Origin of the sequence: Colwellia sp. MB02u-6 (assembly GCF_014077095.1) — a bacterium.
In the GTDB taxonomy this organism is placed as follows: domain Bacteria; phylum Pseudomonadota; class Gammaproteobacteria; order Enterobacterales; family Alteromonadaceae; genus Cognaticolwellia.
The window spans coordinates 62,724-89,473 of the sequence record NZ_JACGVG010000031.1; the positions used below are offsets into that span (position 1 = coordinate 62,724).

Genomic DNA, 26,750 nt, shown 5'->3' on the forward strand with positions numbered 1-26,750 from the left:
TTGCTTTGGGTTACCTAACTGAATAAAGCATAATTCAATGTCGTTCTGTTTTACTCAAGTTGCGAGTTTATGACTAATATATTCAAGCGCATTATTAGGGCGAATACGTTTAGGTTTACTACACCATTAAATAACTCTATCAAGAGCTCGAATAACACGTTCTGCTGGCAAGGATATATCTGTATCGTTGCTTGAACGTTAAAGCCAGAGGAGAATTGCTATTTTTCATTATCACTGCTCAGCTTTGTCTAATACCGATAGCAGGTTTCGCTAATGGAGAATACTCTACAGATTAAACTGATGCTAACATTATGATGATGTATCGCTTCTTGAACCATGACTTTACACTCAGAAGCTTTCAGCAATCTTTTTGCCAGTGCTTCCTGAATAATTTATGCTTTTAAACGCTCTCCAGCAGACACTTATTTCAAGGGTCTACTTTTTTCTAGCTCTTTAATTTTTTTCATGAATATTTTCCCGCTTATAGCATAAGAGAAGATTCTACTTTTGACTTCGATTATTTTTAGGGGGGATTACGGTACTACTATTTATTAGTGAGATAAACTTATATCATATTTTTACAAAATTAAATATGATATAACATATTAATTAACAAGTTTGGAACAGCACTAAATGAAGCATTCTCCTAGACAAAACCTAACCCATCAACTTACTCATGATCTAGGGATGGCAATAGTCAAAGGTACTTATCCAATTGGCCAAGGGCTTCCATCAGAAGCTGATCTTTGTTTGCAACATAATGTTAGTCGCAGTTCGACTCGTGAAGCCGTAAAAATGTTGTCGGCGAAAGGACTTATTTCATCACGCCCTAAACAGGGCATAAGAGTTTTGCCTGAAAGTAGCTGGAATATGTTTGATACTGATGTACTAACTTGGATATTAAGCAACAAACCTTCTCTGTCTTTGTTAAAAGAATTTACTCAAGTAAGGCTTGCGATAGAACCTCAAGCTGCTGCATTAGCGTCGATGAATGCTTCCTTCGAACAACTAGAAGATATTGATAAAGCGCTTATTCGTATGAAAGAAGCAGAACTAGGATTAGATGACCCTTTAGAGGCAGATATTGCATTTCATACCAGTATATTGGTTGCTAGTGGTAATCGATTCTTTGGGCAACTTACCGAATTTATAAGTACTGCACTCAGAGTGAGTATACGTTATACAAACAAGATTAAAGGCGTACCAGGGGCTGATGTTAAAAAGCATGCTGAAATTATTGATACCATAAAATCTAGAAACCCCGAAAAAGCTCGCAACGCAGTGACAATTATTTTAGACGAAGCGCTAGAGTTAATTGAATCTCAATTGTAAAGGTAAAGCGCTCTTTTGTTGACGGCACTCTGTATCTTTACCGGGTGTTAAAGCCCCGGTGTTACTTGAATAACTTCATCTCTAAGCCATTTTTTACAGGTTCAAAATCTAAATTTGTGTGCTTATATAATTGTATTTCAATATCTTGTAAATCTACCGGTAATGGTTAAATAATCAAATACAGTAATTTTGCATACATTTTAGCTGCTGTTTCTTAAGCGGTCAGTAACATATCATTAGCTGTAATCGGCTGCTAAATTTTAATGAGAAAAATTCTCAATCTGCCATAGAATTCTCAACCTGCCTCGAATTCTCAACTTAAGTGGCGCTAGTCAAATTTATTATCAATTCTATTGCGCTTGTGTCCATTGGATGTTCTGGTACAATCTGTTTCAATTACAGTCAACTTTAAGTGATGTGGAGCCACATGGTTATAAAAGCGAACAGCCCAGCAGGATTTGCCGAGCAATATATTGTAGAATCTATTTGGAATGGTGGATTTCCACCGGGTACTATTTTGCCCGCTGAACGTGAATTATCAGAACTTATCGGCGTCACAAGAACGACATTAAGAGAAGTGCTACAACGTTTAGCACGCGATGGTTGGTTAACTATTAAACATGGTAAGCCTACAAAAGTTAATAATTTTTGGGAAACGTCTAGCCTTAACATTCTTGAAACGTTAGCGCAGCTTGATCAAGAAGGGATTCCAGATTTAGTAGATAATTTAATGTCGGCGCGTACCAATATTAGTGCGATATATGTCCGTGGTGCGATTAAAAATAATCCAGAAAAAACCATTGAATTATTGTCAGCCATTGAAAATGTTGAAGATACTGGCGAAGCGTTTGCAGAATTTGATTACAAGCTTAATCAAGACTTGGTCGTAGCCTCAGGAAACTCTATTTATTTATTGATTCTAAATGGCTTCAGAGGTTTGTATTCGCGTTTAGGTAGTTTGTATTATTCTCATCCTCGAGGCCGTGAAATATCACGAACCTATTATAAAAAACTGATTGAACTAGCTAAAGCGGGCCAATGCGACGAAGCTGTATTTGCGGTCAGAAAATATGGCATTGAATCAGGTAAACTTTGGATTGAGCTAAAAGACGAAGTATTAAAAGAACTTGCTGAATAACTAAGAAATAATAATCAATAAGTCATAGCTTTACATAATAACTTGAAGTTAACGTTATTATGTAAAGTAAATAATGCAAAGTAAATCAGGCAACTAAATGGTTGCCTTTTTTTTTGCCAACTTATCTAGCTCTGGGCATTGTGCAATCATTTCGTCAACCCCACGTTTATTCTCTTGTAATAGTTTTACATCAAATTTCCACAGGTAATATAAGTGCTTCAATACTTCATCTTTAGAGTCAGCAAGTGATACTTTTTGATGCGGAATATAGCGTAAAGTTAATGAACGATCGCCACTAACATCGGCATTAATAATTTGGATATTTGCTTCTAGGTTACTTAAATTGTATTGGTCAGATAACATAGTTCGAATTTGTTGATAGCCACTTTTATTATGAATAGCAGCCACTTCAATATAGTTTTTATCACTGTCATCGTGTAAATGAAATAGTTTAAAATCTCGCATTAATTTTGGTGATAAAAATTGGCTTATAAAGCTTTCATCTTTAAAGTTTTCCATAGCAAAATGCACAGTATCAAGCCAATTACTGCCAGCTATTTCTGGAAACCAAAGCTTGTCTTCTTCGCTTGGATTTTCACATATCCGTCTAATATCCATAAACATATTAAAGCCTAGTGCGTAGGGATTTATACCTGAATAATAGGGGCTGCTATAGTCCAGTTGTGCGACGACATTAGTATGGTTATGTAAAAATTCCAACATAAAGGTATCTGTTACTAAGCCTTCATCGTAGAGATGATTTAGGATAGTGTAGTGCCAAAAACAAGCCCAGCCTTCATTCATTACTTGCGTTTGCTTTTGAGGGTAAAAGTACTGAGAGATTTTTCGGACAATACGCACTAATTCTCGTTGCCAAGGTTTTAATAGCGGGGCATTTTTCTCGATAAAATAAAGAATATTTTCCTGGGGCTCGGTTGGAAAAGTTGTCTTGATTTTTTTACCTTCTGTCTCATTATCTGCACCAATTCGCCACAGCATGTTTACTTGTGACTGCAGATAAGTCTCACGTTCTTTTTGACGTTTTAATTCTGCTTCCATCGATATTTTTTGTGGTCGTTTATAACGGTCAACACCATGATTCATGAGGGCATGGCAAGCATCAAGGCAAGCTTCAACCTCATCAATACCATGTTTATTTTCGCAGTCAGCAATATATTTTTTAGCAAATAGTAAGTAGTCAATAATCGAATTTGCGTCTGTCCATGACTTAAATAAATAGTTACCTTTGAAAAATGAGTTATGCCCATAACAAGCATGTGCCATAACAAGGGCTTGCATCGCCATGGTATTTTCTTCCATTAAATACGCAATGCAGGGGTCTGAGTTAATAACAATTTCATAAGCTAAGCCCATTTGTCCGCGTTTATAGGTTTGCTCGGTTTGAATAAACCTTTTACCAAAGGTCCAATGATTATAACCAATAGGCATACCGACCCCCGCGTAGGCGTCCATCATTTGCTCGGCGGTGATCACTTCAATTTGGTTGGTGTAGGTATCTAAACGATAATGTTGCGCAACACGCTCAATTTCACTTTGGTATTGTTCAAGCTTAGTAAATGTCCAGTCACTGCTATCGTCAAGTGGTTTACGTTTAGTCATAAAAGCTCCAATGTATTGAATGCCTAAGCGGCTTGTACTTTTTTTCTTTTAAATAAGGCTCTAAATACCGGATAAATATCTGCCACTGTTTTAATGTGCTCAATTGAAAAAGCATCATCGGTATCAGCAAGTTGCGCATATTGTTGCCATAGGCTTTGATGAGCACGCTGAGATATTTCTATATAACTAAAGTAGCGGGTTTTTGGCAGTATACTTTCGCGCATTAATTGCTGGCAGTGCGGAGAGTCATCAGCCCAATTATCTCCGTCAGACGCTTGAGCGCCATAAATATTCCATTCTTTTTCATTATAGCGCTGCGTCATTATCTCAATCATTAGCTCTAAAGCACTTGATGCGATGGTACCGCCAGTTTCTTGCGAATAAAAAAACTCATGTTCGTTAACTTCTTTTGCTTGGGTATGGTGACGAATATAAATCACGTCGATGGTTTTATAAGTACGGGTTAAAAATAGGTATAAAAGAATATAAAAACGTTTAGCAATATCTTTAGTGGCTTGATCCATCGAACCTGAAACATCCATTATACAAAACATCACCGCTTTTGATGTTGGCACCGCTTGTTTAGCGTAATTACGATAACGTAAATCAAAGGAGTCAATAAAAGGGACTTTACTGATTTTATCTTTAAGGTTACTAATGGCGGTAATAAGTTTATTTTTAGCTAGAGTGTTATCCTGTCTATCTTGCTTTAGTAAGGTTAACTCAGCTTCGAGTACTTTAAGTTTACGGCGTTTATCAGCGGTCATGGCAATTCTGCGCGCTATTGAGCCTTGTAATGATTTTACAATATCAATATTGGAAGCTGCGCCTTCAGCGCAATAACCCGAACGCACAGTTTTATAATTAGTGACTTTATCCAACTGATTTTTTTCTAAGTTAGGCAACTCTAAGTCTTCAAAAAGTAAATGGAGATATTCATCTTTGGAGATAGTAAAGACAAAGTCATCATCGCCTTCGCCAGAATCACTTGCATCACCTTGGCCGCCTTGTCCTTGCTGTTGGGGCGGTCGAGCAATGCGATCGCCGCTAGTAAACTGGTCGTTACCTGGATAAACGCGGTCTTTAATGCCATCACTACCTTGATGAAAAACGGGTTCATTTAAATCTTTTTTAGTAATGGTAATATTTTCACCACTGGTAATATCAGTGACGCCACGTTTATTAACCGCCTCAGAAACAGCCTGTTTAATTTGGCTTTTATAACGCCGGATAAAGCGCTGTCGGTTAACTGTACTTTTGTTTTTACTATTTAATCGCCTATCGATAAAGTTTGTCATCTATGCTCCTAACTTAGAGGTACTAAGTACAACCTAAGACGATTTTCTTACGCGTAAATACCATTCAGAAAGCAATCTGACTTGTTTTTTTGTGTAGCCCTTAGTCATCATGCGTTCAACGAAATCATCATGTTTTTGTTGATCATCGTTGGAGGTTTTATTGTTAAATGAAATTACAGGTAATAAGTCTTCGGTATTTGAAAACATTTTTTTCTCAATAACGGTGCGCAATTTTTCGTAGCTGGTCCATAAAGGATTTTTACCATTATTATTGGCTTTTGCACGCAGGACAAAGTTAACAATTTCATTTCTAAAATCTTTTGGATTACTGATCCCCGCAGGTTTTTCTATTTTTTCTAGCTCATTGTTCAATGCTTCACGGTCAAATAGTTGCCCGGTTTCAGCATCACGGTATTCTTGGTCTTGGATCCAAAAATCAGCGTAAGTCACATAACGATCAAAAATATTTTGGCCATATTCAGAATAAGACTCCAAATAAGCGGTCTGAATTTCTTTACCGATAAACTCAATATATTGCGGTGATAAGTAACCTTTGATAAAGGTTAGATAACGCTCACTGATCTCTTTGGGTAGTTGCTCTCGTTCTATTTGCTGCTCAAGTACGTAAAACAAATGCACCGGATTTGCCGCCACTTCTAAATGATCAAAGTTGAAAACACGAGATAATATTTTAAAGGCAAAACGTGTTGAAAGCCCTGACATACCTTCGTCGATACCGGCATAATCTCGATACTCTTGATATGATTTTGCTTTTGGGTCGGTATCTTTTAAGCTTTCGCCGTCGTACACGCGCATCTTAGAATATATGCTTGAATTTTCTGGTTCTTTTAAGCGTGAAAGCACTGAGAATTGGGCTAAGGTTTCTAAGGTGTCTGGTGCGCATTGGGCATGATTTAATTCACTATTTTCTAATAGTTTTCGATAAATTTTTACTTCTTCAGAAACGCGCATACAGTAAGGTACTTTGACAATATAAACTCGGTCTAAAAAAGCTTCATTGTTTTTATTGTTTCTAAAGGTTGTCCACTCAGACTCATTGGAGTGTGCCAGTAAAATACCATTAAATGGCAGGGCGGAAAGGCCTTCGGTCGGATTGTAGTTACCTTCTTGTGTTGCCGTTAAAAGTGGATGTAATACTTTAATGGGTGCCTTAAACATTTCAACAAATTCCATTAATCCTTGATTGGCACGACATAAAGCACCTGAGTAACTATAGGCATCAGGATCATTCTGGGCAAAGTGCTCTAATTGGCGAATATCTACTTTACCGACCAGAGCAGAAATATCTTGATTGTTGTCATCCCCTGGCTCTGTTTTAGCCACGGCAATTTGGTCAAGAATGGAAGGATAAATTTTTATCACTTCAAACTTTGCTATATCACCTTTGAACTCATGTAAACGTTTTGCAATCCAAGGTGACATGATGGTGCTGAGGTAACGTGCGGGTATATTGTATTCTTGTTGCAATATTTTTCCGTCTGCATTGGCATCAAATAAACAAAAAGGATGATCATTGACTGGGCTGCGTTTACCGTTTGCACTCAGGACATAAATTGGCTCTTGCTGTATTAACGCTTTTAACTTTTCAGCCAATGACGACTTACCGCCACCAACGGGGCCAAGTAAATAGAGAATCTGTTTCTGTTCTTCCAAGCCTTGTGAAGCGTGAGTTAAATAGGCCACAATTTGCTCTATGGCTTCCTCCATACCATAAAAATCTTTAAAAGCGGGATAACGGGCAATAACCCGGTTGGAGAAAATGCGGCTTAAACAAGGCTCATTCGAGGTATCTATCATGTCTGGCTTTCCAATGGCTTTTAACAACCGCTGTGCTGCACTAGCATAGGCCATAGGATCATGACGACATAGACTGAGAAAGTCTTGAATTGAATAGCACTCTTCTTGTGCTTCGTCGTAGCGTGATTGGAAATGTTGAAAAATACTCATAACTGCCTCCAGAAGATAAATCTTTCAGACTAGGCTGATAATTCGACCATTTGAGATATGTTACTTATCAAACCCGAGATATTAATTAGACCGTTTTTTATCATTATTATTTTAATTAATATAAGTTTAGATGTTAATTACGAAAACGGTTAAATAATAGCGAAAATAATTGTAACCACAAGGTGGTAGTGCGGAAGCTATGTTATTGAATAGATAATTAACTTTAAGGTATATTAGTTAAATTTAAGGCAAATAAAAAGGCCAGCAATGAATGCCGACCTTTTAAATTGAAATTAATCTGCTTTAGCGATTAAGCGAAGTTTGCTGAGGCAAAATCCCAGTTCGCTAAGGCCCAGAAAGCTTCCATGTAGCTAGGGCGAAGATTACGGTAATCAATGTAGTAAGCATGTTCCCATAAATCTACTGTGATAAGGGGTGTAACACCTTCATCAGTAAGCGGCGTCGCAGCGTTTGATGTATTAACGATAGCAAGGCTGCCGTCAGCATTTTTAACTAACCATGTCCAACTTGAACCAAAGTTATTAATGGCGCTAGCAGTGAATTTTTCTTTAAATTCTGCAAATGAGCCAAAGTTTGCATCAATAGCTGTTGCTAATGCACCTGTTGGTTCGCTGCCGCCGTTAGGGCTTAAACTGTTCCAGTAGAACGTATGGTTCCAGATTTGTGCCGCATTATTGAAAACACCAGCTGTTGATGATTTAACGATATCTTCTAAAGATTTTCCTTCAAAATCAGTACCTTCAATAAGACCGTTTAACTTTACAACATAAGTATTGTGGTGCTTACCATAATGAAACTCTAGCGTTTCTTTTGAAATATGTGGTGCTAGTGCATCCATAGCATATGGTAGTGCGGGTAACTCGATAGTCATTATATTCTCCAGATAGTGATTATAAAAAATTATTCTTATGCTAATTTAAAGAGGTAGTTTGTTTTTCTAAAACCTAGTAAACTACTCAAGTATTAAAGCTTACATAGTTTACTCAAGTATATAGGTATTACCATAGGTTTTATCAAGGCTATTATGTTTTAATATATAAGTTTTTTGCTTTAGTATTTATTGTTCTGTTTATTTTCATCAGTTTTACTTTAAGTACTGAGCACAATAAGTATTAATTTTTGAGGTTATTATGGATACGATCGAACGCATTAAAGAACAAATCAGTGAAAACAGCATCCTTCTTTACATGAAGGGCTCACCAAAATTACCTAATTGTGGGTTTTCTTCACAGGCTTCTCAAGCGTTGATGGGATGTGGTGAAAAATTCGCTTATGTTGATATCTTACTCAATCCTGATATCCGTGCTGAATTACCAAAATATGCTGATTGGCCGACGTTTCCACAACTATGGGTTGACGGTGAACTTGTTGGCGGTTGTGACATCATCATGGAAATGTATCAGCAAGGTGAATTACAAACCTTGATCACTGAATCTGCTGCTAAGCATAGCGCAGCAGAAAGTTCAGAATAACTATTGAATTATCACCTAACACCACCATATCAGGTGGGGTTAACATTAAGTAATTTAAATTTATTTTAAAAATTGGAGAATATAATGAGTGTATTAGTAGGTCGCGCAGCACCAGACTTTACAGCCGCAGCAGTTTTAGGATCAGGTGAAATTGTAGATAGCTTTAATCTTGCACAAGCCATTAAAGGTAAAAAAGCGGTAGTATTTTTCTACCCACTTGATTTTACTTTTGTATGTCCTTCAGAGTTATTAGCTTTCGACCACCGTATTGAAGAATTCAAAAACCGTGGTGTTGAAGTTATCGGTGTTTCTATCGATTCTCAATTCTCTCATAACGCATGGCGCAACACCGCGATAAACGATGGTGGTATTGGTCCAGTTCAATATACTTTAGTTGCTGATGTTAAACATGAGATTTGTAAAGCATATGATGTTGAGCATCCAGAAGCTGGTGTAGCTTTTCGTGCTTCATTCTTAATAGATGAAGAAGGCAATGTTCGTCACCAAGTGGTTAACGATTTACCGCTTGGTCGTAACGTTGATGAAATGATCCGTATGGTTGATGCTTTACAATTCCACCAAGAACACGGTGAAGTATGTCCTGCAGGTTGGAACAAAGGTGATAAAGGTATGACAGCGACGACAGAAGGTGTTGCTGCTTACCTTAAAGATAACGCCGATAAACTTTAACGCTTAAGTTAATTTATCAGTTAAAAAGCCGCTTTTAGCGGCTTTTTTTGTGGCTGAAATTTACTGAAAATTTTAAAAGGTATATAAAAGCCATTGAAAAATAGCATTTTATAACTAAACTAATATCAAGCTCGCTAATAATTAATTTTTTTGGTGTGAAACAAATCACTATTTACTGCAAAGACCAGCTAATGCGACAAAGACCAGCTAAAAAATAAACTCACAAAGGAATGTTGATGTTTTATCCAAAATGCATTTATGAAAATCGGCCCTACGCTTATTTTTTAGTTTGTGGCTATTTAATTGCTTTTTACGATACCTGGCCTGTATTTGCCTCTGTCGGTTTATTCTATCTGGCAGGTTGTGCAACTTTGGTTACTCGCTCAGGCTATCGTCGCCTTGACCGTTATAAAGCTAATGAAAAGCAGCCAAATAATAAAAACACTTTACCTGAATGGCTTTACGAATACCTACCTTATAGTTACTTTGCTTTTGCTACGGTTATGTTATTAAAAACCAGTTTACCCAGCTTACAGTTTCTAGCTTTTTTTTTAATGATGCTGGCATTAAGAAATTTTCTTTTCAGAGTCAACAATCGCCGAAAAGCAAAGTCGTTATTTTAACTTTAGCCAGTTAACTGTTATAGATGTGTAACACAGGGATAGCGCTAAAATTATTCTTCAGCAGAACTTTCCTGTGCAGTTTCTTCGGGTTGAATTAATGGCCAACCACCTAATTGTTGCCATCTATTAACGATATAACAAAATAACTCAGCGGTTTTTTCTGTGTCATATAATGCCGAATGCGCTTCACTATTATTAAAATCAATTTGCGCGGTTGCGCAGGCTTTTGCTAATACCGTTTGCCCTAATGCTAAGCCTGACAAGGTTGTGGTGTCGAAACTAACAAAAGGATGAAAAGGTGAGCGCTTAATTGAACAACGTTGAGTGACCGCATTAACGAAACCTAAATCAAAGGCTGCGTTGTGTGCCACTATAATCGCGCGCTGGCAACCAACCGCTTTCATTTTTTTTCGCACGAGTTTGAATATTTCAGTTATCGCTTTTTTCTCATCTACTGCGCCACGTAACGGATTAGTGGGATCGATACCGGTAAATTCTAATGCTGCTGGTTCTAGGTTAGCGCCTTCAAAAGGGTCAACATTAAAATGTATGGTCTCATCTAAACTTAATTGGCCAGTAGTTTCATCTAAGATCAGTGTGGTTGCGGCAATTTCCAGTAAGGCATCAGTTTGTGAATTAAAACCGGCGGTTTCAACATCAATAACGACGGGGAAATAACCTCGAAATCGTTGAGCAAAGAGTGATTTTTCAGTAGTGGTGTTAGTCGCTGTTTTATTATCAGACATAAAGGCAAAGGGTACTGGTTAGCAAAAATATTATTTGAGATTATCGCAGAAATAAACAGTTAAGACATCACCCAAAACTAAAAGTGGTGGATTTATTTTTGGCTATATTTTAATTAACTGTTAAAGTTATTGACGATTTTGTCGATAGCAAGGATGTCGCTATAAAATTTACCTTAATTGACATGAAATTATTTTTATGAAAAAAACTATTACGCTAGTTACATTATCATTACTGATTGCCCAAACAAATGCGGGGATTAGGCAATATCGCGCAGATATTTCAAACTCTAGCTGGCAGTTAACCGATAATTCTCGCTTGCAATGCACCTTATCACATCAAATTCCACGTTATGGTAAGGCCAAATTTTATAGTTCGGCCAACCGAAAAATGAATATGGAATTTGAACTGGAAATGATGCGTCTGCCTGACAGCTATTCTTTAGCTGAAGTACGTTCTGAAGCGCCTAATTGGCGACCTGGTATTGCCGGTAGAACGTTGGCGAATATGACACTACATAAACAATTCTCACCCGGTCTACCGAAAAAAATTGCCTGGAATATGCTTAATGAGCTTGATCAGGGGATGAGCCCAACATTTTACTATAACGACTGGTATAGTGATGACGATAAAATTACCGTTGGCTTATCTACCGCACGTTTTCAGCAAGCGTATCAAGCCTTTGTCAGTTGCGTGAGCAATTTGCTAGACTTTAACTTTGATGATATTTCTTACACCGTACTTAACTATCAATTTGGCTCTGATAAATTAACCAAAGCATCACAAAAGCGGATGAATATGATTGTTGAGTACTTAGCACTTGATTCCAAGCTAGACTTAGTACTGATTGATGGCTATTCAGATAGTTATGGTGGCCGAAATACTAACTTGAAAATGTCACAACGCCGGGCAAATAATGTCAGAGAACTTATTGTTAGCAGCGGTATCGATGCGAGTCGCATTGAAGCGAATGGTTATGGCGAAAAGCGCCATGTAGCTTCTAATGAAACCATTATTGGCCGTGGCAAAAACCGTCGAGTTGTTATCCGTATGGAACAGCCATAGTCTTATCTTAAGCGCTTAAAAATAAATAGCACTTGAAGAGGCCTGTAGATTCACTGTAATCTACAGGCCTTTTTAGCTTTGGATGTGATTTATGAAATTTTTAGTTCGCCTTGTTGCCACTACGTTTTGCGTTGTACAGCTTGCCTGGGTTCAATTAGCCTCGGCGCAAGCAGCCGATGCATTAACTTATGCAAACTATGACCAAGTAAAAATTAGCCACCTTTATCTAGACTTGAATGTTGATTTTGAGCAAAAGTCATTAAAGGGCTTTGCTGAATTAAGCCTTAACTGGCTGGACGACGATGTTACTGATATTTATTTAGATACCCGCGATTTAGACATTCATCGTGTTATGGCAAAAAATGTCAGTAATCAGTGGGTAAAATTAAATTACCAGTTGGCTAAGCGTGATGATGTGATGGGTTCAAAGCTAACTATTAACACACCTTTTCAAGCGCCAATGATTAGAGTTTATTACAACTCACTGCCGCAAGCCTCTGGCTTACAGTGGTTATCCCCTGAGCAAACCGCGGGTAAAGACAAACCCTTTATGTTTAGCCAAAGCCAAGCTATTCATGCCCGCTCTTGGATACCCATACAAGATACGCCTAGTGTCCGTATGACTTACAACGCTCGCATTACCAACAGAGATGACTTGTTAGCGGTGATGAGTGCGAACAATGAACCTGATGCTTTGCGTGATGGCGATTATTCGTTTGCTATGCCGCAAGCTATTCCAGCTTATTTAATTGCTATTGCCGTTGGTGATTTACAGTTTAAAGCTATGAGTAAGCAAACCGGTATTTATGCCGAACAATACATTTTAGATCGGGCCGTTGCTGAGTTTGATGATACACAATTGATGATCGATGAAACTGAAAAGCTTTTTGGCGCCTATCGTTGGGGTCGATATGACTTATTAATATTACCACCAAGTTTCCCTTTTGGTGGCATGGAAAACCCAAGATTGTCATTTATTACGCCAACAGTAATTGCGGGTGATAAAAGTTTAGTCAATTTAATTGCTCATGAACTAGCACACTCTTGGTCGGGTAACTTAGTGACCAATGAAAGCTGGCGCGATTTATGGCTAAACGAAGGTTTTACCAGTTATGTTGAAAATCGTATTATGGAAGCGGTATTTGGCGCTGATAGAGCCTTAATGGAACGCGCATTAGATGCGCAAAATTTAAGTTATGAAATGGCTGAACTACCACCAGGTGATACTCAGTTGTATATCGACCTTAAAGGTCGTGACCCTGATGATGCTTTTTCTGGCGTACCTTATACCAAAGGGCAGTTATTCTTAGTTTACTTAGAAGAAAAGTTTGGCCGAGAAAAATTTGATACCTTCATTATGCAATATTTTGATGATCACGCCTTTCAAAGTTTAGGTACCAAAAACTTTGTTACTTATTTAAAAGCTAATTTAACTGATAAATACCCTAATATCGTGAGTGATGTCGAACTCAATGAATGGATTTATGAGCAAGGTTTACCCAGTTACGCCCCTAAGCCACGCTCAAATGCTTTTATTAAAATTGATGATACTATTTCAAAATGGACCAGTGATCAGCTCGAGTTGGCGCAAATACCGACACAAAATTGGACCTTACATGAGTGGTTACACTTTATTAATAATCTGCCTTTGAGTATTTCAAATCAGCGTATGGCCAGTTTAGATGACGCCTTTAACCTCACTAAGAGTAGCAATGCCGAGGTCGCTCATGCTTGGTATTTGTTAGCATTACGCTCTGGTTATGACGAGGTGTATCCGGCGATGGCAAACTACTTAGAATCAATAGGTAGACGTAAGCTAATTGTGCCTTTATATAAAGAGTTGGCAACATCTGCAAAGGGTAAGCGTTGGGCACAAGCGGTATATAAAAAGGCACGTCCAGGCTACCACCCCCTAGCACAGGGTACTGTTGACGCTATTTTGTTAAATTAAGTTCAACTTAAGTCTAGTTGTAGTGATCAATTATTGAATTAATGATCGAGTTAGCTATTTAATATTCAAAAGCTTATGTCTAACCATAAGCTTTTGAACTTTTTAGATAAATAATTATGGCTCTACTGCGCGTTTATCAACAATAATATCAACTTGGCGCAGCTTGTTTTGCTGTGAAATAACTACACGTATTTGCTGTAAATCCTTTTGGTAGTGTAAAGTTAAACGGCCACGTTTGCGCTCTTGCTGAATCGACTCACCATAATTTTTATTATAAAACGCTATTACGCCATTTTCAGTTACTGAGGTGAAGTAATTGATCACCACAGGTATTTTATCATCAAGTTTGGCAAATACGCGCGCGCCTTCAATAACCGGAATATCAACTGTTTCTGACTCAAAACTTGCGGCATCGATATTAAAACTTAACATCAGCAGTAATAGAGTACGGGATAAAAATGAGGTTTTGGGTATATAGCCCAGTGATTTCATTGCCAGTTCCTTTTAAATTTCAATGTAATATTAATGATAAACCTTAACCCATATCACCAATGCTATGATCACTTATATTAATTAAAATTAGCCATGACAGGCTTGTTTATTTAATCATTAGAACGATAAATCATTAAATAAAGGCCGTAATCTAGCTCATTTAATTAATGACCCAGGTCAGTATTTAGTGTACCCGTTGATTTTTTTTGCTGTCAAATTATAGTGAAATGTTCGTTGAGTTCATTAACCGACATGTAAATGCATGTTTAAAAAAACATCATAACATGCATGATGTTTGGGCTTATCGTTTGAAATATAGCAACTTATTGACTGTTATTTGATTTGTTATGAACGGTCAACAAATTCATCACGATAATGGTCAACCCAGAGTGCTGTAGCACCGCAAATAGCCACCGGCATCACAACTAAGTTTACTATTGGGATCATCGAAAATACGGCCGTTGTTATACCAAAACTATAACTTAACCCTTGGCGTTGCTTCAAGGCTTGGCACATGCGATTAAAACTAATCTTGTGGTTATCAAACGGATAATCTTTATATTGAACTGCCATCATCCAAGCAAGAAATAAAAACCAAAGTACCTGGCCGATAACTGGTAGTAGCCAATAAAGTAAAAAGAAAGCTAGTGCGCGTGGTAAATAGTAACCCAGTTTAGTTAACTCGCGACTTAGCGTTCTTGGAATGTCTTTAACAACGTCGAAAGCCCCCGCATTATTTAATGGTTGATTTGTCAATAACGCCTCAACTTTCTCTGATAACAAACCATTAAAGGGGGCGGCTAACCAATTAGCAACAGAGCTGAAAACAAATGAAAAAACAATTAAGACAAACAATACCGCTAATGGCCAAATAAAATTACTGAGCCAAGAAAAAGATTCGCCCAGCCAGTCGTCTAAAGTCAGCATATAACTTTCGAGCTGCAAAAACATATAATAAAACGCATAACTAAAAAGGATCAAATTAACCGCTAAGGGTACAAATACAAAACGTCGAATGCCAGGCGTGCGGATCAACTCAAAGCCTTTGATAAAATATCCAGCACCACCGTCAGCCAAAGGGGGTTTATTATTATTGTTCATTGTTGTTTTATTAACCTAACTAATTGATATTCATAGCCCGATTATAGGTTCCTTAGGCTAATATGAACAGTATTGTGATGTTACAAAGTACATCAATCTCTGATACAGTTACGTTAGTTACTGATGTTTTATTTTAATTTTATTGACTGATAGATATTTAGCGAGTTTCTTGCTTTAATTTTAGCCAATAAAATATTGCGATTAGGTTTTTCGATTTAATGCGACTCAAGCATATAAAGTTGGCAGGTTTTAAATCCTTCGTCGATCCCACCAAAGTTCACTTTGAACAACAAATGACCGCCATTGTTGGACCAAATGGCTGTGGAAAGTCTAATATTATTGACGCTGTGCGTTGGGTCTTGGGCGAAAGTTCTGCGAAAAATCTGCGTGGTGAAGCCATGACTGATGTCATTTTTAATGGTGCAGCCAGTCGAAAACCTATTGGCCAGGCGAGTGTTGAGCTAGTTTTTGATAATACTCAGGGCCGCATTCAAGGTGATATGGCCGACAGAAGTCAAGTTTCGGTGCGTCGTGTCGTTAATCGCGAGAGTATCAATACTTACTTTTTAAATGGCACAAAGTGCCGGCGTCGTGATATTACCGATATTTTTCTTGGTACCGGTTTAGGGCCTCGCAGTTATGCCATCATCGAACAAGGCACTATTTCTCGTTTAATTGAATCAAAACCACAAGAATTACGGGTGTTTCTTGAAGAAGCGGCGGGCATATCAAAATATAAAGAACGCCGTAAAGAAACCGAAACTAGAATACGTCACACCAGAGAGAACTTAGCACGGCTCAGTGATATTCGTCTTGAACTTGATGTACAAATTGATAAGTTGCATCAACAAGCAGAAGCAGCCAAACGCTTTCGTACCTTGAAACAACAAGAACGCAAATATAAAGCCGAGCTGGCGGTGTTACGCTGGCAAAAATTTGATCAGCAACGTCAACAACATCAAACGCGAATTCTAGCGCTTGACAGTAAAGTTGAAAGTCAAAATGCTGAGCTAAGTCAAAATGATTTAGTGATGATTGAATTAAAAGCCAGCATGCAGGCATGCAATGATAATAATCAAACACTGCATCAGCAAAAGCTTAATGTAACGCAAAATATTGCTCGCGCTGAACAGCAAGTAAAGTACTTAAAAGAACAGTCAGAAAAAAGTCAAACCGACAACGAACTCACCCAACAGCAATTACTCAATGCACAACAGTTAATTTTAACCGAGCAAGCGCAGTTGCAATTGTTGAATACACAATTAAATGAACAACAACCGCAACTACAAGCGACAGAGGCGACGTTAAAAACTTGTCAAACAGCGTTGGCGCAACAGCAAGTAGAACAGAAAGAATTGCAAAGCCAATGGCAGCAACAACAGCAAAAGCGTAACAAAAACCAGCAGAAAAAATTGACCATACATGCTTATATCACTCAACAACAAACCATTATTGAACAGGTTAGCCAGCAAAGCATTAAATTGCGTCAGCAAATAGCTTTATTACCACGACAAGACCCTGCTGCTGAGCAGGCATTAGTACAACAAAAAACGCTGGTAACAGAGGCTATTGAACAGTTACAAAAACAACAGGATCAGATAACTGATAAAGCAGAATACCTGCTGGAAGTGTCTCGAGAATTAAGTCAAGCGTTGGCGGTAACTGCTGGCCAGCACACGGTTAAAAGTCAAATGATTGAAGCATTACAGATAAAACTTGCTGATACATCGCCTTGGAGTGAAAAACAAGCCATATGGTTTAGTCAGCAAAGTATTACTGAAGTTGTGTCGTTGCAAAGTCAACTTGACGTGGCTGATGGCTGGGAGCAGGCGGTTGAAGTGGTATTATCCCATTGGTTAGCAGGCCATGTTATTGAAACCTTACCTAACGCTGATACGGATGGCAACTTAACGGCGGATAACTTGTGTTTTGTTTATCGAAACAGCGCGGAAAGTTCGGCTCAAAGTCGAGATAAAAGTATGCATAAACATAGCATCGAGTTAAGCGCAATTAAAGCGAATACTTTAGCCCATAAAGTTAGTGGTGTTAGCGCGCTAACTAGCTATTTTAATAATATTTTCTTGGCTAAAAATTATCGTGAAGCGCAACAGCAATTATCGAGTTTAGCGAGTCACCAAAGTATTATTTGTCCAGACGGCACTTGGCTGCATCATCACATGCTAACCAAAGGCAAGCTTGAGCAAGGTTACGACTATATTAGCTTGCAACGCCAGCTTGCCACCGAGCAATCTGCGATTCAGGACTTATCGAGCACACAACAAAATACCGAGCAGCAGCACAGTCAAACCAGCGAACAACAAGTGCGATTAGCAAGTGAAAAAAGTGCTATCAGTCAAAATATTACCTTAAATTACACTAAACTTAATGAGCTTAACAACTTAATTTCATTAAAAGCTCAGGCAAGTGAACAACAACAAATTCAGCAGCAAAAGTTAACTGAGCAAATAGATGACTTGCTAAACAATGAGCATATCGCTAAACAAAAGTTAGCTGATTTTCAAGCGCAATTAGCACAAGTATCTGATGACAGCAGCCATAGTGTGGATGATTTTTCTGAACAACAAACACGATTACAAGCGTCAATTGAGCAAATTCAAAAGCGCAGCCAAGCATTGTATCAACAACGACATCAATCGAGCTTAGTGGTTGAACAACTTAAAAGTCAGCGTATGCAAAGTGATCAAAGTATTCGTTCTAATCAAGAAAATGTTAATTTATTGACCCAAAGGTTGAGCAGTAATAGCCAAGTTTTTACCGATAACAGTCAGCCAATACAAGAATTTGAGCAACAATTACCCGAATGGCTCGATAACCTAGTCGCCATTAATGACAAGTTGCAATTTAATCAGCAAACTTTGAATGATAGCCAAACACGTTTAGCGACATTAGAATTACAGCAAAAAAGCAGTCAAAATAAAATCAGTGCGCTTAATCAGCAGTTAGCGCGTTTACAATTAGATAGCGAAGGTTTTAAATTAAGAGCTGAAAGTAGCTTGGAAATTCTCGCTGAGTTACAACAAAATATTGATAGTGTTATTGAGGCCATGCCCGCCAATGCGAAAGAATCGTTCTGGCAAGCGCAGTTAATTAAATTGGCTAAAGATATACAATTATTAGGGGCTATTAATCTAGCTGCCATTGAAGAGTATGAAAGCCAATTCAAGCGTAAAAGTTACCTTGACCAACAAAATCAAGATCTTAATGATGCCATAAGCACCCTAGAAGCGGCAATTGCAAAAATAGATAAAGAAAGTCGTCATAAGTTTAAACTGACCTTTGATCAGGTTAATAAAGACCTACAGGTGTTATTTCCTAAGGTCTTTGGTGGTGGTCAAGCGTACTTAACTTTGACTGGTGAAGACCTACTGGAAACAGGGGTTACCATTATGGCCAGACCGCCAGGTAAAAAAAATAGCACAATTCATCTATTATCTGGTGGAGAAAAAGCGCTGACCGCATTATCATTAGTCTTCGCGATTTTTAGATTGAACCCGGCACCATTTTGTTTACTTGATGAAGTGGATGCACCTTTAGATGATGCAAACGTGAGTCGTTTTTGTAATCTAGTGCGAGAAATGTCGCAAACAGTGCAATTTATATATATAAGCCATAATAAAATAGCCATGGAGATGGCGTCACATTTAACCGGAGTTACTATGTTTGAACCAGGTGTTTCACGTATGGTAGCGGTTGATATTGACGAAGCAATCGCCATGGCAGAAGTATAAGCATAGGCAAGGTAATGGAAAATAATTTCAGAAACACATTAATCATTATTAGTGCTATCGTGATAGTCGCTATTTTTATTCATGGTTATTGGACGATTAGAAAACAAAAAAATCCCTATAAATTAAAAACTAAAGTAGATCCTGTGAGATCAAAGCCACGGGGTTTTGATGGCTCAGGTTTTGATCAAGATGGGGTTAGTAAACCAAAAGTGGTTGGCGCTAGCGTCCAAGATGATGAGCTTGCTGTTAAGTCTCATCGTGTTGAAGGTAGTGCAGATTTTTATAGCGAAGCACCCATGCCAAATGATGTTCCTCTGGCTGACTTTGACGAAAAAGGCCAAGAGCAAGGACTAAACTTTGGTGCTCTGCACAATGATACTGAAGCCGTACCAGAGCATTTAAAGCAACAAACCTTGTCAGACACAGCTGATTATGAAAAAGATTGCTTTGAAGAGACAGCTGCTAATAAAACGGCCACCCATGAAGCTAATAGAAAAAAAGCCCTGCAAACCAAACCGGTTTATCAACAACCAGTGACACAGGCAAAGCCAGACATATTAGTGAATAAAGCCGCTGCGCTTAACAAAGATGAGCCTAGTCCGTCGGGAACAGCGGCAAGTGAAAAACCTACCGCTATCAATATTGAGCCGCAAGTTATTGTGCTCTCGGTTGTTATGCCAAAAGGACAAGTGATGTCAGGCGCTGCGCTATTACCCACATTACTGACTTTAGGGATGAAATATGGCGAAATGAATATATTTCATCGCCATCAAGACAACGCCGGTAATGGTAAAGTGACCTTTAGCCTAGCCAATATGATGAATCCAGGTACTTTTAATCTTGATGATATGGAAAATTTTAGCACCCAAGGCATTACCCTTTTTATGACCTTACCTAATTCAGGTGATGCTTTTTCAGTGTTTGAGCAAATGTTAAATGCGGCTAAACAACTGGCGGTAGAGTTTCATGGGCAATTACTTGATCACAAGCGTAGTGTGATGACCAAACAAACTGAACAGCATTATATTAGCCTTATTCGCGAGTTTGAACGCAAGAGTCGCATTGGCTCACAGTAAAAACTTTTCTGCTCGATAAATTTCATGGTCAATAATGTGCACTAGTAAACTTGCCGCACATTATTGAACGTAAAAAATTCACTTTCAAAGTAAATAAAACTTATGTCTGAACAAACGGTTACTACACGCATTACTGAAATATGTCAGTTGCTCAATCACTACAATCATCAATATTACGTGCTTGATGAGCCCAGTGTACCTGACATTGAATACGACCGGCTAATGCGGGAATTAATGGCCTTAGAAACTGCACACCCAGAACTGAAAACCCTTGATTCACCTAGCCAAAAAGTGGGTGGGGTGGCGCTTAAATCTTTTAGTCAAGTAACACATCAATTACCTATGTTGTCGTTAGACAATGTTTTTTCAGCAGATGAATGGCAAGCCTTTGTTAAACGACTACTCGATAGGTTAAATCGAGGCGGTATAAAATCAAGGCTTGATTTTGCCATTTGCGCCGAGCCTAAGTTGGACGGTTTAGCGGTAAGTTTACGTTATGAAAACGGTGTTTTTATTCAAGCGGCTACTCGTGGTGACGGCACAGTGGGTGAAAATATTACCGAAAACGTGCGCACCATAAAATCTATTCCATTACGTTTACAAGGAACAAGCTTTCCTGATATTTTAGAAGTTCGTGGCGAAGTGTTTATGCCAAAAGCGAGCTTTGATGCTTTAAATAAACAGGCGATAAAAAAAGGTGAAAAAGGTTTTGCTAATCCACGCAATGCCGCCGCAGGCAGCTTACGACAGTTAGACTCTAAAATTACCGCAAAACGTAACTTGGGATTTTATGCTTATGGTATCGGCTTTGTTGGCGCGTTAGAAAACCTAGTAGAGCGTGACGATGGCAGAAAAAGTATTGACGAAAGCTGGTTGGCAAATTCTCATTATCAGCGTTTATGCCAAATAAAAGCTTTAGGGTTACCTATGTGCCCTGAAGTAAAACTACTAGAAAATGCCACGCAAGTAGAAGCCTTCTATCAAGATATTTTGCAACAACGTGCTGCCTTAAGTTATGAAATTGACGGTACCGTGTTTAAAGTGGATGACATTGCTCTGCAGCAGCAACTTGGCTTTGTTGCTCGCGCACCGCGTTGGGCTACCGCCTACAAATTTCCAGCTCAAGAAGAGCTAACCATACTGGAATCAGTCGACTTTCAAGTGGGCCGAACCGGGGCAATAACACCGGTTGCCCGCCTTAAACCCATATCTGTTGGTGGCGTTACCGTTAGCAATGCTACCTTGCATAATCAAGACGAAATCGACCGTTTAGGTATACAGATAAACGATACTGTTATCATTCGTCGCGCAGGTGATGTTATTCCCCAAATCGTCAGTGTGGTGCTTGAACGTCGCCCTGAAAATGCCCAAGTTATTAGTTTTCCAACCCTGTGTCCTGTTTGTCAGTCTGCGGTTTTAAAGGCAGAAGGAGAGGCGGTGTTACGTTGTACTGGCGGTTTATATTGTCAGGCACAACGCAAAGAAGCCATTAAACACTTTGCTTCGCGCAAGGCGCTTGATGTTGACGGTTTAGGCGATAAATTAGTTGAGCAGTTAGTGGATGAAGGCTTGATAAAAACGCCTGCCGATTTATTTAAATTAACCACACTTGATGTCAGTACCATGCAGCGCATGGGACAAAAGTCAGCTGATAATTTAATTAAAGGCCTTAAGATTGCAAAAAACACCACCTTAGCAAAATTTGTTTATGCTTTGGGTATTCGAGAAGTAGGTGAAACTACCGCAGCAAACCTAGCACAATATTTTCTTAATTTTAGCGCGATTAAATCGGCTACCCAAGCACAATTACAGCAAGTAGCTGATGTTGGTGTGATAGTGGCAAAAAATATTATTAACTTTTTTGCCCAAGCGCATAATGTTGAAGTCGTTGAAGAGCTTGAAAATATTATATCATGGCCAGATATTGAACCTAAGAGTGACGATGAACTACCGCTAAAAGATCAAACCTTTGTACTCACCGGCACCTTAAGTAAAATGGGCCGCAATGAAGCTAAAGCGGCATTGCAAGCTTTAGGTGCAAAAGTGTCGGGCAGTATTTCAGCCAAAACCCATTATTTAGTTGCTGGCGAAAAATCAGGCTCTAAATTAGTCAAAGCACAAACGTTAGGTGTTAGCGTCTTAACAGAAGATGAGATGATCGCGCTGCTCAATAGCTAAATAATTAAATAGCTAAGCAACTAAATAGCTAAGCGCAGAAAGGCATAAATAAACAATACTATGGGCAAGGGCAGTAATATGGCAAATAGTATTGTTTCACACCATTCAATGCTTCTATAGAACGTAAACCAAGCACCATTTTCTTCTCGTGTTGAGGGCAGCACCTGAAAGAAAAACATAAATGCTGAAACCACTAAGCTTTCAATCGCAACAAATAAAATAAGTATCGCTAACCAAACCAATACACTAGGGGTTTTGAGTTGAATTTGTGACTGCAAAGCAATATAAAGCACAAAAAAGAATAGGCTCCAGGCTAAAAGTTGCCATTTAAAACGGGCAAAGGTAATAGCAATATAATTAAAAAGTTCTGGGGTAATTGAAAATGGCATTAAGTGAAAAGTAACTCCTGCTCGTTATTATTAAGTTAATGTAGATAAAGACTTGAGAAAACCCAAAGTGATTAATTTTTATTGTCGCTGTTGCCTTACTATTAGGAAAAATACTAACGCAGGTTCAGTATATCGATTAACGTGATCAAATGTCAGTGGTACTATGCCAGTAAGATAAAAAATTTAACTTGTCTGCGTTAGTGAAGGTAAATTTTATACAGCATATTAGCTGTCTGCTTAAGTGCTGCTTAAGCGCCGAGCAAAATGCTGAAAAAAGTGTGTTGAAACGTCTAATGAACATAGTGCTAACTTAGGTCAATAAATGACATAACATTAAGGTGAGTGGGCCATGAAGGAAATTAATCGCATGAATAAAAAAATATATTGGGCTGTGATTATCATGATCTGCACTCTAGCTAATTCTGTTACGGCAACACCCTCAACGAAGCAAGTCGTGCTTATACAAGAAAAAAAATTACTCGTTCAAAGCCTTGAGCGAGTCGCCATTACTGATATCAGTAATCATGCAGAAGAAAAGCCTAAACTAGCAGCCAAACCACAAAAAGCGACGCCTTTAGCTAGGGTGCTAGCGCAGTCAGCAAATAAATTATCAGCAGACACCTTTAACGAAGATAAAATATTAAGTTTAGAAATTAGTGAACTTAGAGATAATAGTGGTTTAGTTTATTTAGGGGGGAAAGTTTCTCTCGCTGACCTTAGCCGTTACTTAGAGCAGCTAAAAACGGTATTAGGTGAAGAGCAATATGCTATTTATCGCCAGTACCAAGCGGTGCGTGATCAGCAAACTTTTCATATTACCTTGGTCAATCCGTATGAATACCGAACTATTAATAAAGCAAAATTAAAATTACCAGAGCAATTTCGTGTTATTTTGCATGGTTTAGGTCGTGTTGAAAATGATGAAAAAAACAGTTACTTTGTGGTTGCATCCTCTGCTGATGGACAATTTATTCGTCAGAACTTACTGTTAAAAAATAAAGACTTTCATGTCACCTTAGGCTTTTTCCCTGCTGATATTTATGGAGTCAGTAAAGGTCAAGAGACCTTGATCAACAAATAAATTTTATTGCTTAGAATAAACGATTAAAAAATGTATGTTAAAATAAATTTTTTCAAGCCATTTTTAGGCTGTATTTTTAGGAGATCAGATGAAACTAACCTTGGTATTATGCCTAGCAATAATTACTGTAACCGGTTGTACAACGTCTTCAACGGGTCGTTCACAGTTAATGATGATGTCAGAAAGTGACCTTAATAAAATGGGGAGCGCATCATTTAAAGAAATGAAAAGCAAAGAAAAAATTAGTCAGTCGCCCAAAATCAATCGTTATGTGCAGTGTGTTGCTAATGCGATCACCAAGAATGTGCCAAAATCTGCTCATAACGGCGCCTGGGAAGTGGTGGTGTTTGATTCGGAACAAGTAAATGCTTTTGCACTGCCAGGTGGTAAAATAGGCGTTTATACCGGAATATTAAAAGTAACAGAAAACCAAGACCAATTAGGCGCTATTATTGGTCACGAAGTCGGGCATGTCATCGAACATCATGCTAACGAGCGCTTATCTTCAAATCAGGTTAGCCAAATAGGCCTGTCAATCGTCAGTGGAGTACTTGAAAGCCAAAATGTTGAAAGTCGAAATACCGTGATGGCAGGTTTAGGTTTAGGTGTGCAGTACGGGGTGTTAATGCCGTATGGTCGCAGCCATGAAAGTGAAGCGGATATTGTCGGCCAAGACTTAATGGCAAAATCAGGTTTTGACCCAAAAGCGAGTATCAAGCTGTGGCAAAACATGGCGAAATTATCAAAAGCTGCGCCACCTGAATTTATGTCGACCCATCCGTCAAATGCTACACGTATTAAACAGTTAACCGCACACTTGCCTATATCAACGCCGATTTTCAAACAAGCAACAGCGCCTAAATGTCTACAACCGGCAATTTAAGTTTAACTTAACTAGGTAAGTTTAGTTTCCAACTTAAGTTTGAAACTGAAACTAGGGCCGCTACGCTAATGTTTATTCATGTTAAGTGACCATATTAGCGCAGCGGTTTTTTTAGCTTAAGCAAATCGCTTATTTTTTCGTAATACGCCAAAAAGCGAAACTAGCCACAACAAATAAAATCATTGGGTAGTAGGCATTTGCGACCACTTCTAAAGGGGATATTTTTAAGGTAGCGCCGAGCAATAAAGCTTGAGCACCGTAAGGTAATAAACCTTGATTTATACAAGCGTAAATATCTAATAAACTGGCTGAATGAGCTGGGCTGAGTTCACCATCAGTGGCCAAGTCTTTTGCCGTTTCACCGGTCACAATAATAGAAACAGTATTGTTTGCAGTGAAAAAATTACAACAAAAGGCTAAAGCGCCAATACCAATACCAGCAGCGCGCTTTTTATTGTGTGGGCTAATCTTATGCGTTAAGCCTTCAATACGGGCTGTTAGAGCACTTAAGCCCCCTTGGCGTTTAATTAATTCACTTAGACCACCAATAAATAACGACAAAATAAAGATATCTTGCATACTGGCAAAGCCTTTATTGATATCACTTACCCAACTCGCCAATTGATAACCGTTGTTGAGCATACCAATCGCCGCGGCTAAGATAATTCCGATAATTAGCACCATAAAGACATTCACACCTGACAGCGCTAATACTAAAATAACGATATAAGGTAAGAAACCGATAACATCAAGGTCTTGGCTGACCTCGTGGTTTAAGGCAACACCATTGGCTGCTAAAATAGCTAAACAAATTAATGCGGCAGGCACAGCAAACTTAAAGTTGACCCGAAACTTATCTTTCATGTGCGCGCCTTGACTGCGGGTCGAGGCTATCGTGGTATCAGAAATTATTGATAAATTATCACCAAAAATAGCCCCAGATATAATGCAGCCAGCAATAAGGCTAGCATCGATATCAGCAGACTCAATAAAACCCAAAGCAATCGGCGCAATAGCAGCAATGGTGCCCATTGATGTTCCCATGGCGGTGGCAAGAAAGGCCGCGACTAAGAAAAGCCCAGGGAGTAAAAAGTAATCAGGAAAAAAAGATAGCCCTAGCTGCACACTAGCATCAACACTACCGGTTGCTTTAGCCACAGTCGCGAAAGCGCCAGCCAAAAGATAAATAATACACATAGTAATGATATTTTGATGACCAGCCCCAGCGATAAATTGGCTAATTTGCTCATTCACTGTCTCTCTACCCATATAAATGGCTAATAATATGGCTGGAATAATGGCAATGCTGGCGGGTAATTGGTAGAAGGCAAAGTCAACGCCTTGCAGTGTTAAAACGATACCCGTACCCAGAAATATTGCAAGAAAAACTCCAAAAGGTAAGAGGCTTTTTAAACTGTGTTTTGGGTTACTTTTGCGCAATGATGCTGGCGTAGGTCTAGGTGAAATATTATGGCTCATGAATAGGATCTTTTTAGTTATTATTTTATTCAAACTAAACAATAACTGTATTTTGTGGAATGTCTATATTGAATAGCATTATATGGTGTTAATGTTATTTGTCAATCTAGACGTCTAGAAGTTCGTTTTTATTTTTAAATAGCCGTTTATAGCACAAGGATACTACTTGTTGAGATCATATTACTTAACTGATGCTTAAGTTAAGTTCTGCTTGCTTAGTTAAATGTCAGGAAAAGCTTAGTTAAAAATAAAAAGCAGATGAAAATAATGAGAGCAATCGATGAACATCAGATGAATTTCTTGGTAGTTTCATAAGTAAACAATCCCTAATGGTTATTGCCAGCAGAGCTTATCCAATATAGATCAAGTCTTGATATTATTTTCTCGCTTGTTAAAACTA

Annotated in this window: 21 protein-coding genes; 12 read left to right on the forward strand and 9 right to left on the reverse strand. The window is 38.4% G+C overall.

The annotated features are described in order from the left end of the window. Positions 1-633 precede the first annotated feature (633 nt). Together H4J46_RS07930 and fadR are read left to right on the forward strand one after the other, a co-directional pair. Positions 634-1,332 carry a FadR/GntR family transcriptional regulator gene (locus tag H4J46_RS07930; protein ID WP_182194229.1) on the forward strand — a complete coding sequence of 233 codons (699 nt, stop codon included), beginning with the start codon at positions 634-636 and terminating at the stop codon, positions 1,330-1,332. A gap of 427 nt (positions 1,333-1,759) precedes the next feature. Then, positions 1,760-2,470 (forward strand): fatty acid metabolism transcriptional regulator FadR, encoded by a 711-nt coding sequence (fadR, locus tag H4J46_RS07935; protein ID WP_182232990.1) that lies wholly within the window; start codon positions 1,760-1,762, stop codon positions 2,468-2,470. Between the two features lie 93 nt (positions 2,471-2,563). Here the strand turns inward: fadR and H4J46_RS07940 are convergent, their stop codons facing one another. The 4 genes from H4J46_RS07940 to H4J46_RS07955 all read right to left on the reverse strand — a co-directional run bounded on the left by H4J46_RS07940 (position 2,564) and on the right by H4J46_RS07955 (position 8,248). Continuing rightward, entirely contained in the window at positions 2,564-4,090 is a 1,527-nt protein-coding gene (locus tag H4J46_RS07940) for a SpoVR family protein (RefSeq protein WP_182232991.1), read from the reverse strand. A gap of 23 nt (positions 4,091-4,113) precedes the next feature. Beyond that, entirely contained in the window at positions 4,114-5,388 is a 1,275-nt protein-coding gene (locus tag H4J46_RS07945) for a YeaH/YhbH family protein (protein WP_182232992.1), read from the reverse strand. A gap of 33 nt (positions 5,389-5,421) precedes the next feature. Beyond that, positions 5,422-7,356, reverse strand: coding sequence for a PrkA family serine protein kinase (locus H4J46_RS07950; protein ID WP_182232993.1), 1,935 nt, complete (start codon positions 7,354-7,356; stop codon positions 5,422-5,424). A gap of 310 nt (positions 7,357-7,666) precedes the next feature. Next, positions 7,667-8,248 (reverse strand): Fe-Mn family superoxide dismutase, encoded by a 582-nt coding sequence (locus H4J46_RS07955; RefSeq protein WP_182232994.1) that lies wholly within the window; start codon positions 8,246-8,248, stop codon positions 7,667-7,669. Positions 8,249-8,507: 259 nt separating this feature from the next. Between H4J46_RS07955 and H4J46_RS07960 the strand changes: the two genes are divergently transcribed. The 3 genes from H4J46_RS07960 to H4J46_RS07970 all read left to right on the forward strand — a co-directional run bounded on the left by H4J46_RS07960 (position 8,508) and on the right by H4J46_RS07970 (position 10,162). Continuing rightward, a complete protein-coding gene (locus tag H4J46_RS07960) occupies positions 8,508-8,849 on the forward strand; it encodes a Grx4 family monothiol glutaredoxin (RefSeq protein ID WP_220461162.1) in 342 nt (113 codons plus the stop codon). Positions 8,850-8,933: 84 nt separating this feature from the next. After that, on the forward strand, positions 8,934-9,539 hold the full coding sequence (locus H4J46_RS07965) for a peroxiredoxin (RefSeq protein ID WP_182135205.1): 606 nt from the start codon (positions 8,934-8,936) through the stop codon (positions 9,537-9,539). A gap of 236 nt (positions 9,540-9,775) precedes the next feature. Continuing rightward, a complete protein-coding gene (locus H4J46_RS07970; protein WP_182232995.1) occupies positions 9,776-10,162 on the forward strand; it encodes a hypothetical protein in 387 nt (128 codons plus the stop codon). A gap of 50 nt (positions 10,163-10,212) precedes the next feature. On the opposite strand, the gene rnt is transcribed toward H4J46_RS07970, so the two are convergent. Beyond that, positions 10,213-10,908 (reverse strand): ribonuclease T, encoded by a 696-nt coding sequence (gene rnt / locus H4J46_RS07975; protein ID WP_182232996.1) that lies wholly within the window; start codon positions 10,906-10,908, stop codon positions 10,213-10,215. Positions 10,909-11,104: 196 nt separating this feature from the next. On the opposite strand from rnt, the gene H4J46_RS07980 reads away from it, so the two are divergent. Next, the gene (locus H4J46_RS07980) at positions 11,105-11,971 is read left to right on the forward strand and encodes an OmpA family protein (RefSeq protein ID WP_182232997.1); all 867 of its coding nucleotides are present in this window, start codon (positions 11,105-11,107) and stop codon (positions 11,969-11,971) included. Between the two features lie 91 nt (positions 11,972-12,062). Further along, positions 12,063-13,922, forward strand: coding sequence for a M1 family metallopeptidase (locus H4J46_RS07985; RefSeq protein ID WP_182232998.1), 1,860 nt, complete (start codon positions 12,063-12,065; stop codon positions 13,920-13,922). 114 nt (positions 13,923-14,036) lie between these two features. Here the strand turns inward: H4J46_RS07985 and H4J46_RS07990 are convergent, their stop codons facing one another. Both H4J46_RS07990 and cysZ read right to left on the reverse strand, forming a co-directional pair. Further along, positions 14,037-14,414: a hypothetical protein gene (locus H4J46_RS07990; RefSeq protein WP_182232999.1), complete on the reverse strand. Its 378-nt coding sequence runs from the start codon at positions 14,412-14,414 to the stop codon at positions 14,037-14,039. Between the two features lie 345 nt (positions 14,415-14,759). After that, a complete protein-coding gene (gene cysZ / locus H4J46_RS07995; protein WP_182233000.1) occupies positions 14,760-15,515 on the reverse strand; it encodes a sulfate transporter CysZ in 756 nt (251 codons plus the stop codon). Positions 15,516-15,733: 218 nt separating this feature from the next. On the opposite strand from cysZ, the gene smc reads away from it, so the two are divergent. From smc to ligA, 3 genes are all read left to right on the forward strand, one after another. Then, the gene (gene smc / locus H4J46_RS08000) at positions 15,734-19,264 is read left to right on the forward strand and encodes a chromosome segregation protein SMC (protein WP_259365737.1); all 3,531 of its coding nucleotides are present in this window, start codon (positions 15,734-15,736) and stop codon (positions 19,262-19,264) included. A 14-nt stretch (positions 19,265-19,278) separates the two neighbouring features. Next, the gene (gene zipA, locus H4J46_RS08005) at positions 19,279-20,340 is read left to right on the forward strand and encodes a cell division protein ZipA (protein ID WP_182233002.1); all 1,062 of its coding nucleotides are present in this window, start codon (positions 19,279-19,281) and stop codon (positions 20,338-20,340) included. A gap of 102 nt (positions 20,341-20,442) precedes the next feature. Further along, positions 20,443-22,518, forward strand: a complete 2,076-nt coding sequence (gene ligA / locus H4J46_RS08010; RefSeq protein ID WP_182233003.1) for an NAD-dependent DNA ligase LigA — start codon at positions 20,443-20,445, stop codon at positions 22,516-22,518. 20 nt (positions 22,519-22,538) lie between these two features. Here the strand turns inward: ligA and H4J46_RS08015 are convergent, their stop codons facing one another. Continuing rightward, entirely contained in the window at positions 22,539-22,907 is a 369-nt protein-coding gene (locus H4J46_RS08015) for a hypothetical protein (protein WP_182233004.1), read from the reverse strand. Between the two features lie 367 nt (positions 22,908-23,274). Here H4J46_RS08015 and H4J46_RS08020 point away from each other — a divergent pair, with 367 nt between their 5' ends. Further along, the gene (locus H4J46_RS08020) at positions 23,275-23,988 is read left to right on the forward strand and encodes a hypothetical protein (protein ID WP_182233005.1); all 714 of its coding nucleotides are present in this window, start codon (positions 23,275-23,277) and stop codon (positions 23,986-23,988) included. Positions 23,989-24,076: 88 nt separating this feature from the next. After that, positions 24,077-24,871, forward strand: a complete 795-nt coding sequence (locus H4J46_RS08025) for a M48 family metallopeptidase (RefSeq protein ID WP_182233006.1) — start codon at positions 24,077-24,079, stop codon at positions 24,869-24,871. Between the two features lie 129 nt (positions 24,872-25,000). Here H4J46_RS08025 and H4J46_RS08030 read toward each other — a convergent pair whose 3' ends face one another. Further along, positions 25,001-26,350 (reverse strand): Na+/H+ antiporter NhaC family protein, encoded by a 1,350-nt coding sequence (locus H4J46_RS08030; protein ID WP_182233007.1) that lies wholly within the window; start codon positions 26,348-26,350, stop codon positions 25,001-25,003. Positions 26,351-26,750 lie beyond the last annotated feature (400 nt).

Bases quoted from the DNA above. Each gene is read 5' to 3' on its own strand.
- H4J46_RS07930 (WP_182194229.1), top strand. From the start codon at position 634: ATGAAGCATTCTCCTAGACAAAACCTAACCCATCAACTTACTCATGAT.
- fadR (WP_182232990.1), top strand. From the start codon at position 1,760: ATGGTTATAAAAGCGAACAGCCCAGCAGGATTTGCCGAGCAATATATT.
- H4J46_RS07940 (WP_182232991.1), bottom strand. From the start codon at position 4,090: ATGACTAAACGTAAACCACTTGACGATAGCAGTGACTGGACATTTACT.
- H4J46_RS07945 (WP_182232992.1), bottom strand. From the start codon at position 5,388: ATGACAAACTTTATCGATAGGCGATTAAATAGTAAAAACAAAAGTACA.
- H4J46_RS07950 (WP_182232993.1), bottom strand. From the start codon at position 7,356: ATGAGTATTTTTCAACATTTCCAATCACGCTACGACGAAGCACAAGAA.
- H4J46_RS07955 (WP_182232994.1), bottom strand. From the start codon at position 8,248: ATGACTATCGAGTTACCCGCACTACCATATGCTATGGATGCACTAGCA.
- H4J46_RS07960 (WP_220461162.1), top strand. From the start codon at position 8,508: ATGGATACGATCGAACGCATTAAAGAACAAATCAGTGAAAACAGCATC.
- H4J46_RS07965 (WP_182135205.1), top strand. From the start codon at position 8,934: ATGAGTGTATTAGTAGGTCGCGCAGCACCAGACTTTACAGCCGCAGCA.
- H4J46_RS07970 (WP_182232995.1), top strand. From the start codon at position 9,776: ATGTTTTATCCAAAATGCATTTATGAAAATCGGCCCTACGCTTATTTT.
- rnt (WP_182232996.1), bottom strand. From the start codon at position 10,908: ATGTCTGATAATAAAACAGCGACTAACACCACTACTGAAAAATCACTC.
- H4J46_RS07980 (WP_182232997.1), top strand. From the start codon at position 11,105: ATGAAAAAAACTATTACGCTAGTTACATTATCATTACTGATTGCCCAA.
- H4J46_RS07985 (WP_182232998.1), top strand. From the start codon at position 12,063: ATGAAATTTTTAGTTCGCCTTGTTGCCACTACGTTTTGCGTTGTACAG.
- H4J46_RS07990 (WP_182232999.1), bottom strand. From the start codon at position 14,414: ATGAAATCACTGGGCTATATACCCAAAACCTCATTTTTATCCCGTACT.
- cysZ (WP_182233000.1), bottom strand. From the start codon at position 15,515: ATGAACAATAATAATAAACCCCCTTTGGCTGACGGTGGTGCTGGATAT.
- smc (WP_259365737.1), top strand. From the start codon at position 15,734: ATGCGACTCAAGCATATAAAGTTGGCAGGTTTTAAATCCTTCGTCGAT.
- zipA (WP_182233002.1), top strand. From the start codon at position 19,279: ATGGAAAATAATTTCAGAAACACATTAATCATTATTAGTGCTATCGTG.
- ligA (WP_182233003.1), top strand. From the start codon at position 20,443: ATGTCTGAACAAACGGTTACTACACGCATTACTGAAATATGTCAGTTG.
- H4J46_RS08015 (WP_182233004.1), bottom strand. From the start codon at position 22,907: ATGCCATTTTCAATTACCCCAGAACTTTTTAATTATATTGCTATTACC.
- H4J46_RS08020 (WP_182233005.1), top strand. From the start codon at position 23,275: ATGAATAAAAAAATATATTGGGCTGTGATTATCATGATCTGCACTCTA.
- H4J46_RS08025 (WP_182233006.1), top strand. From the start codon at position 24,077: ATGAAACTAACCTTGGTATTATGCCTAGCAATAATTACTGTAACCGGT.
- H4J46_RS08030 (WP_182233007.1), bottom strand. From the start codon at position 26,350: ATGAGCCATAATATTTCACCTAGACCTACGCCAGCATCATTGCGCAAA.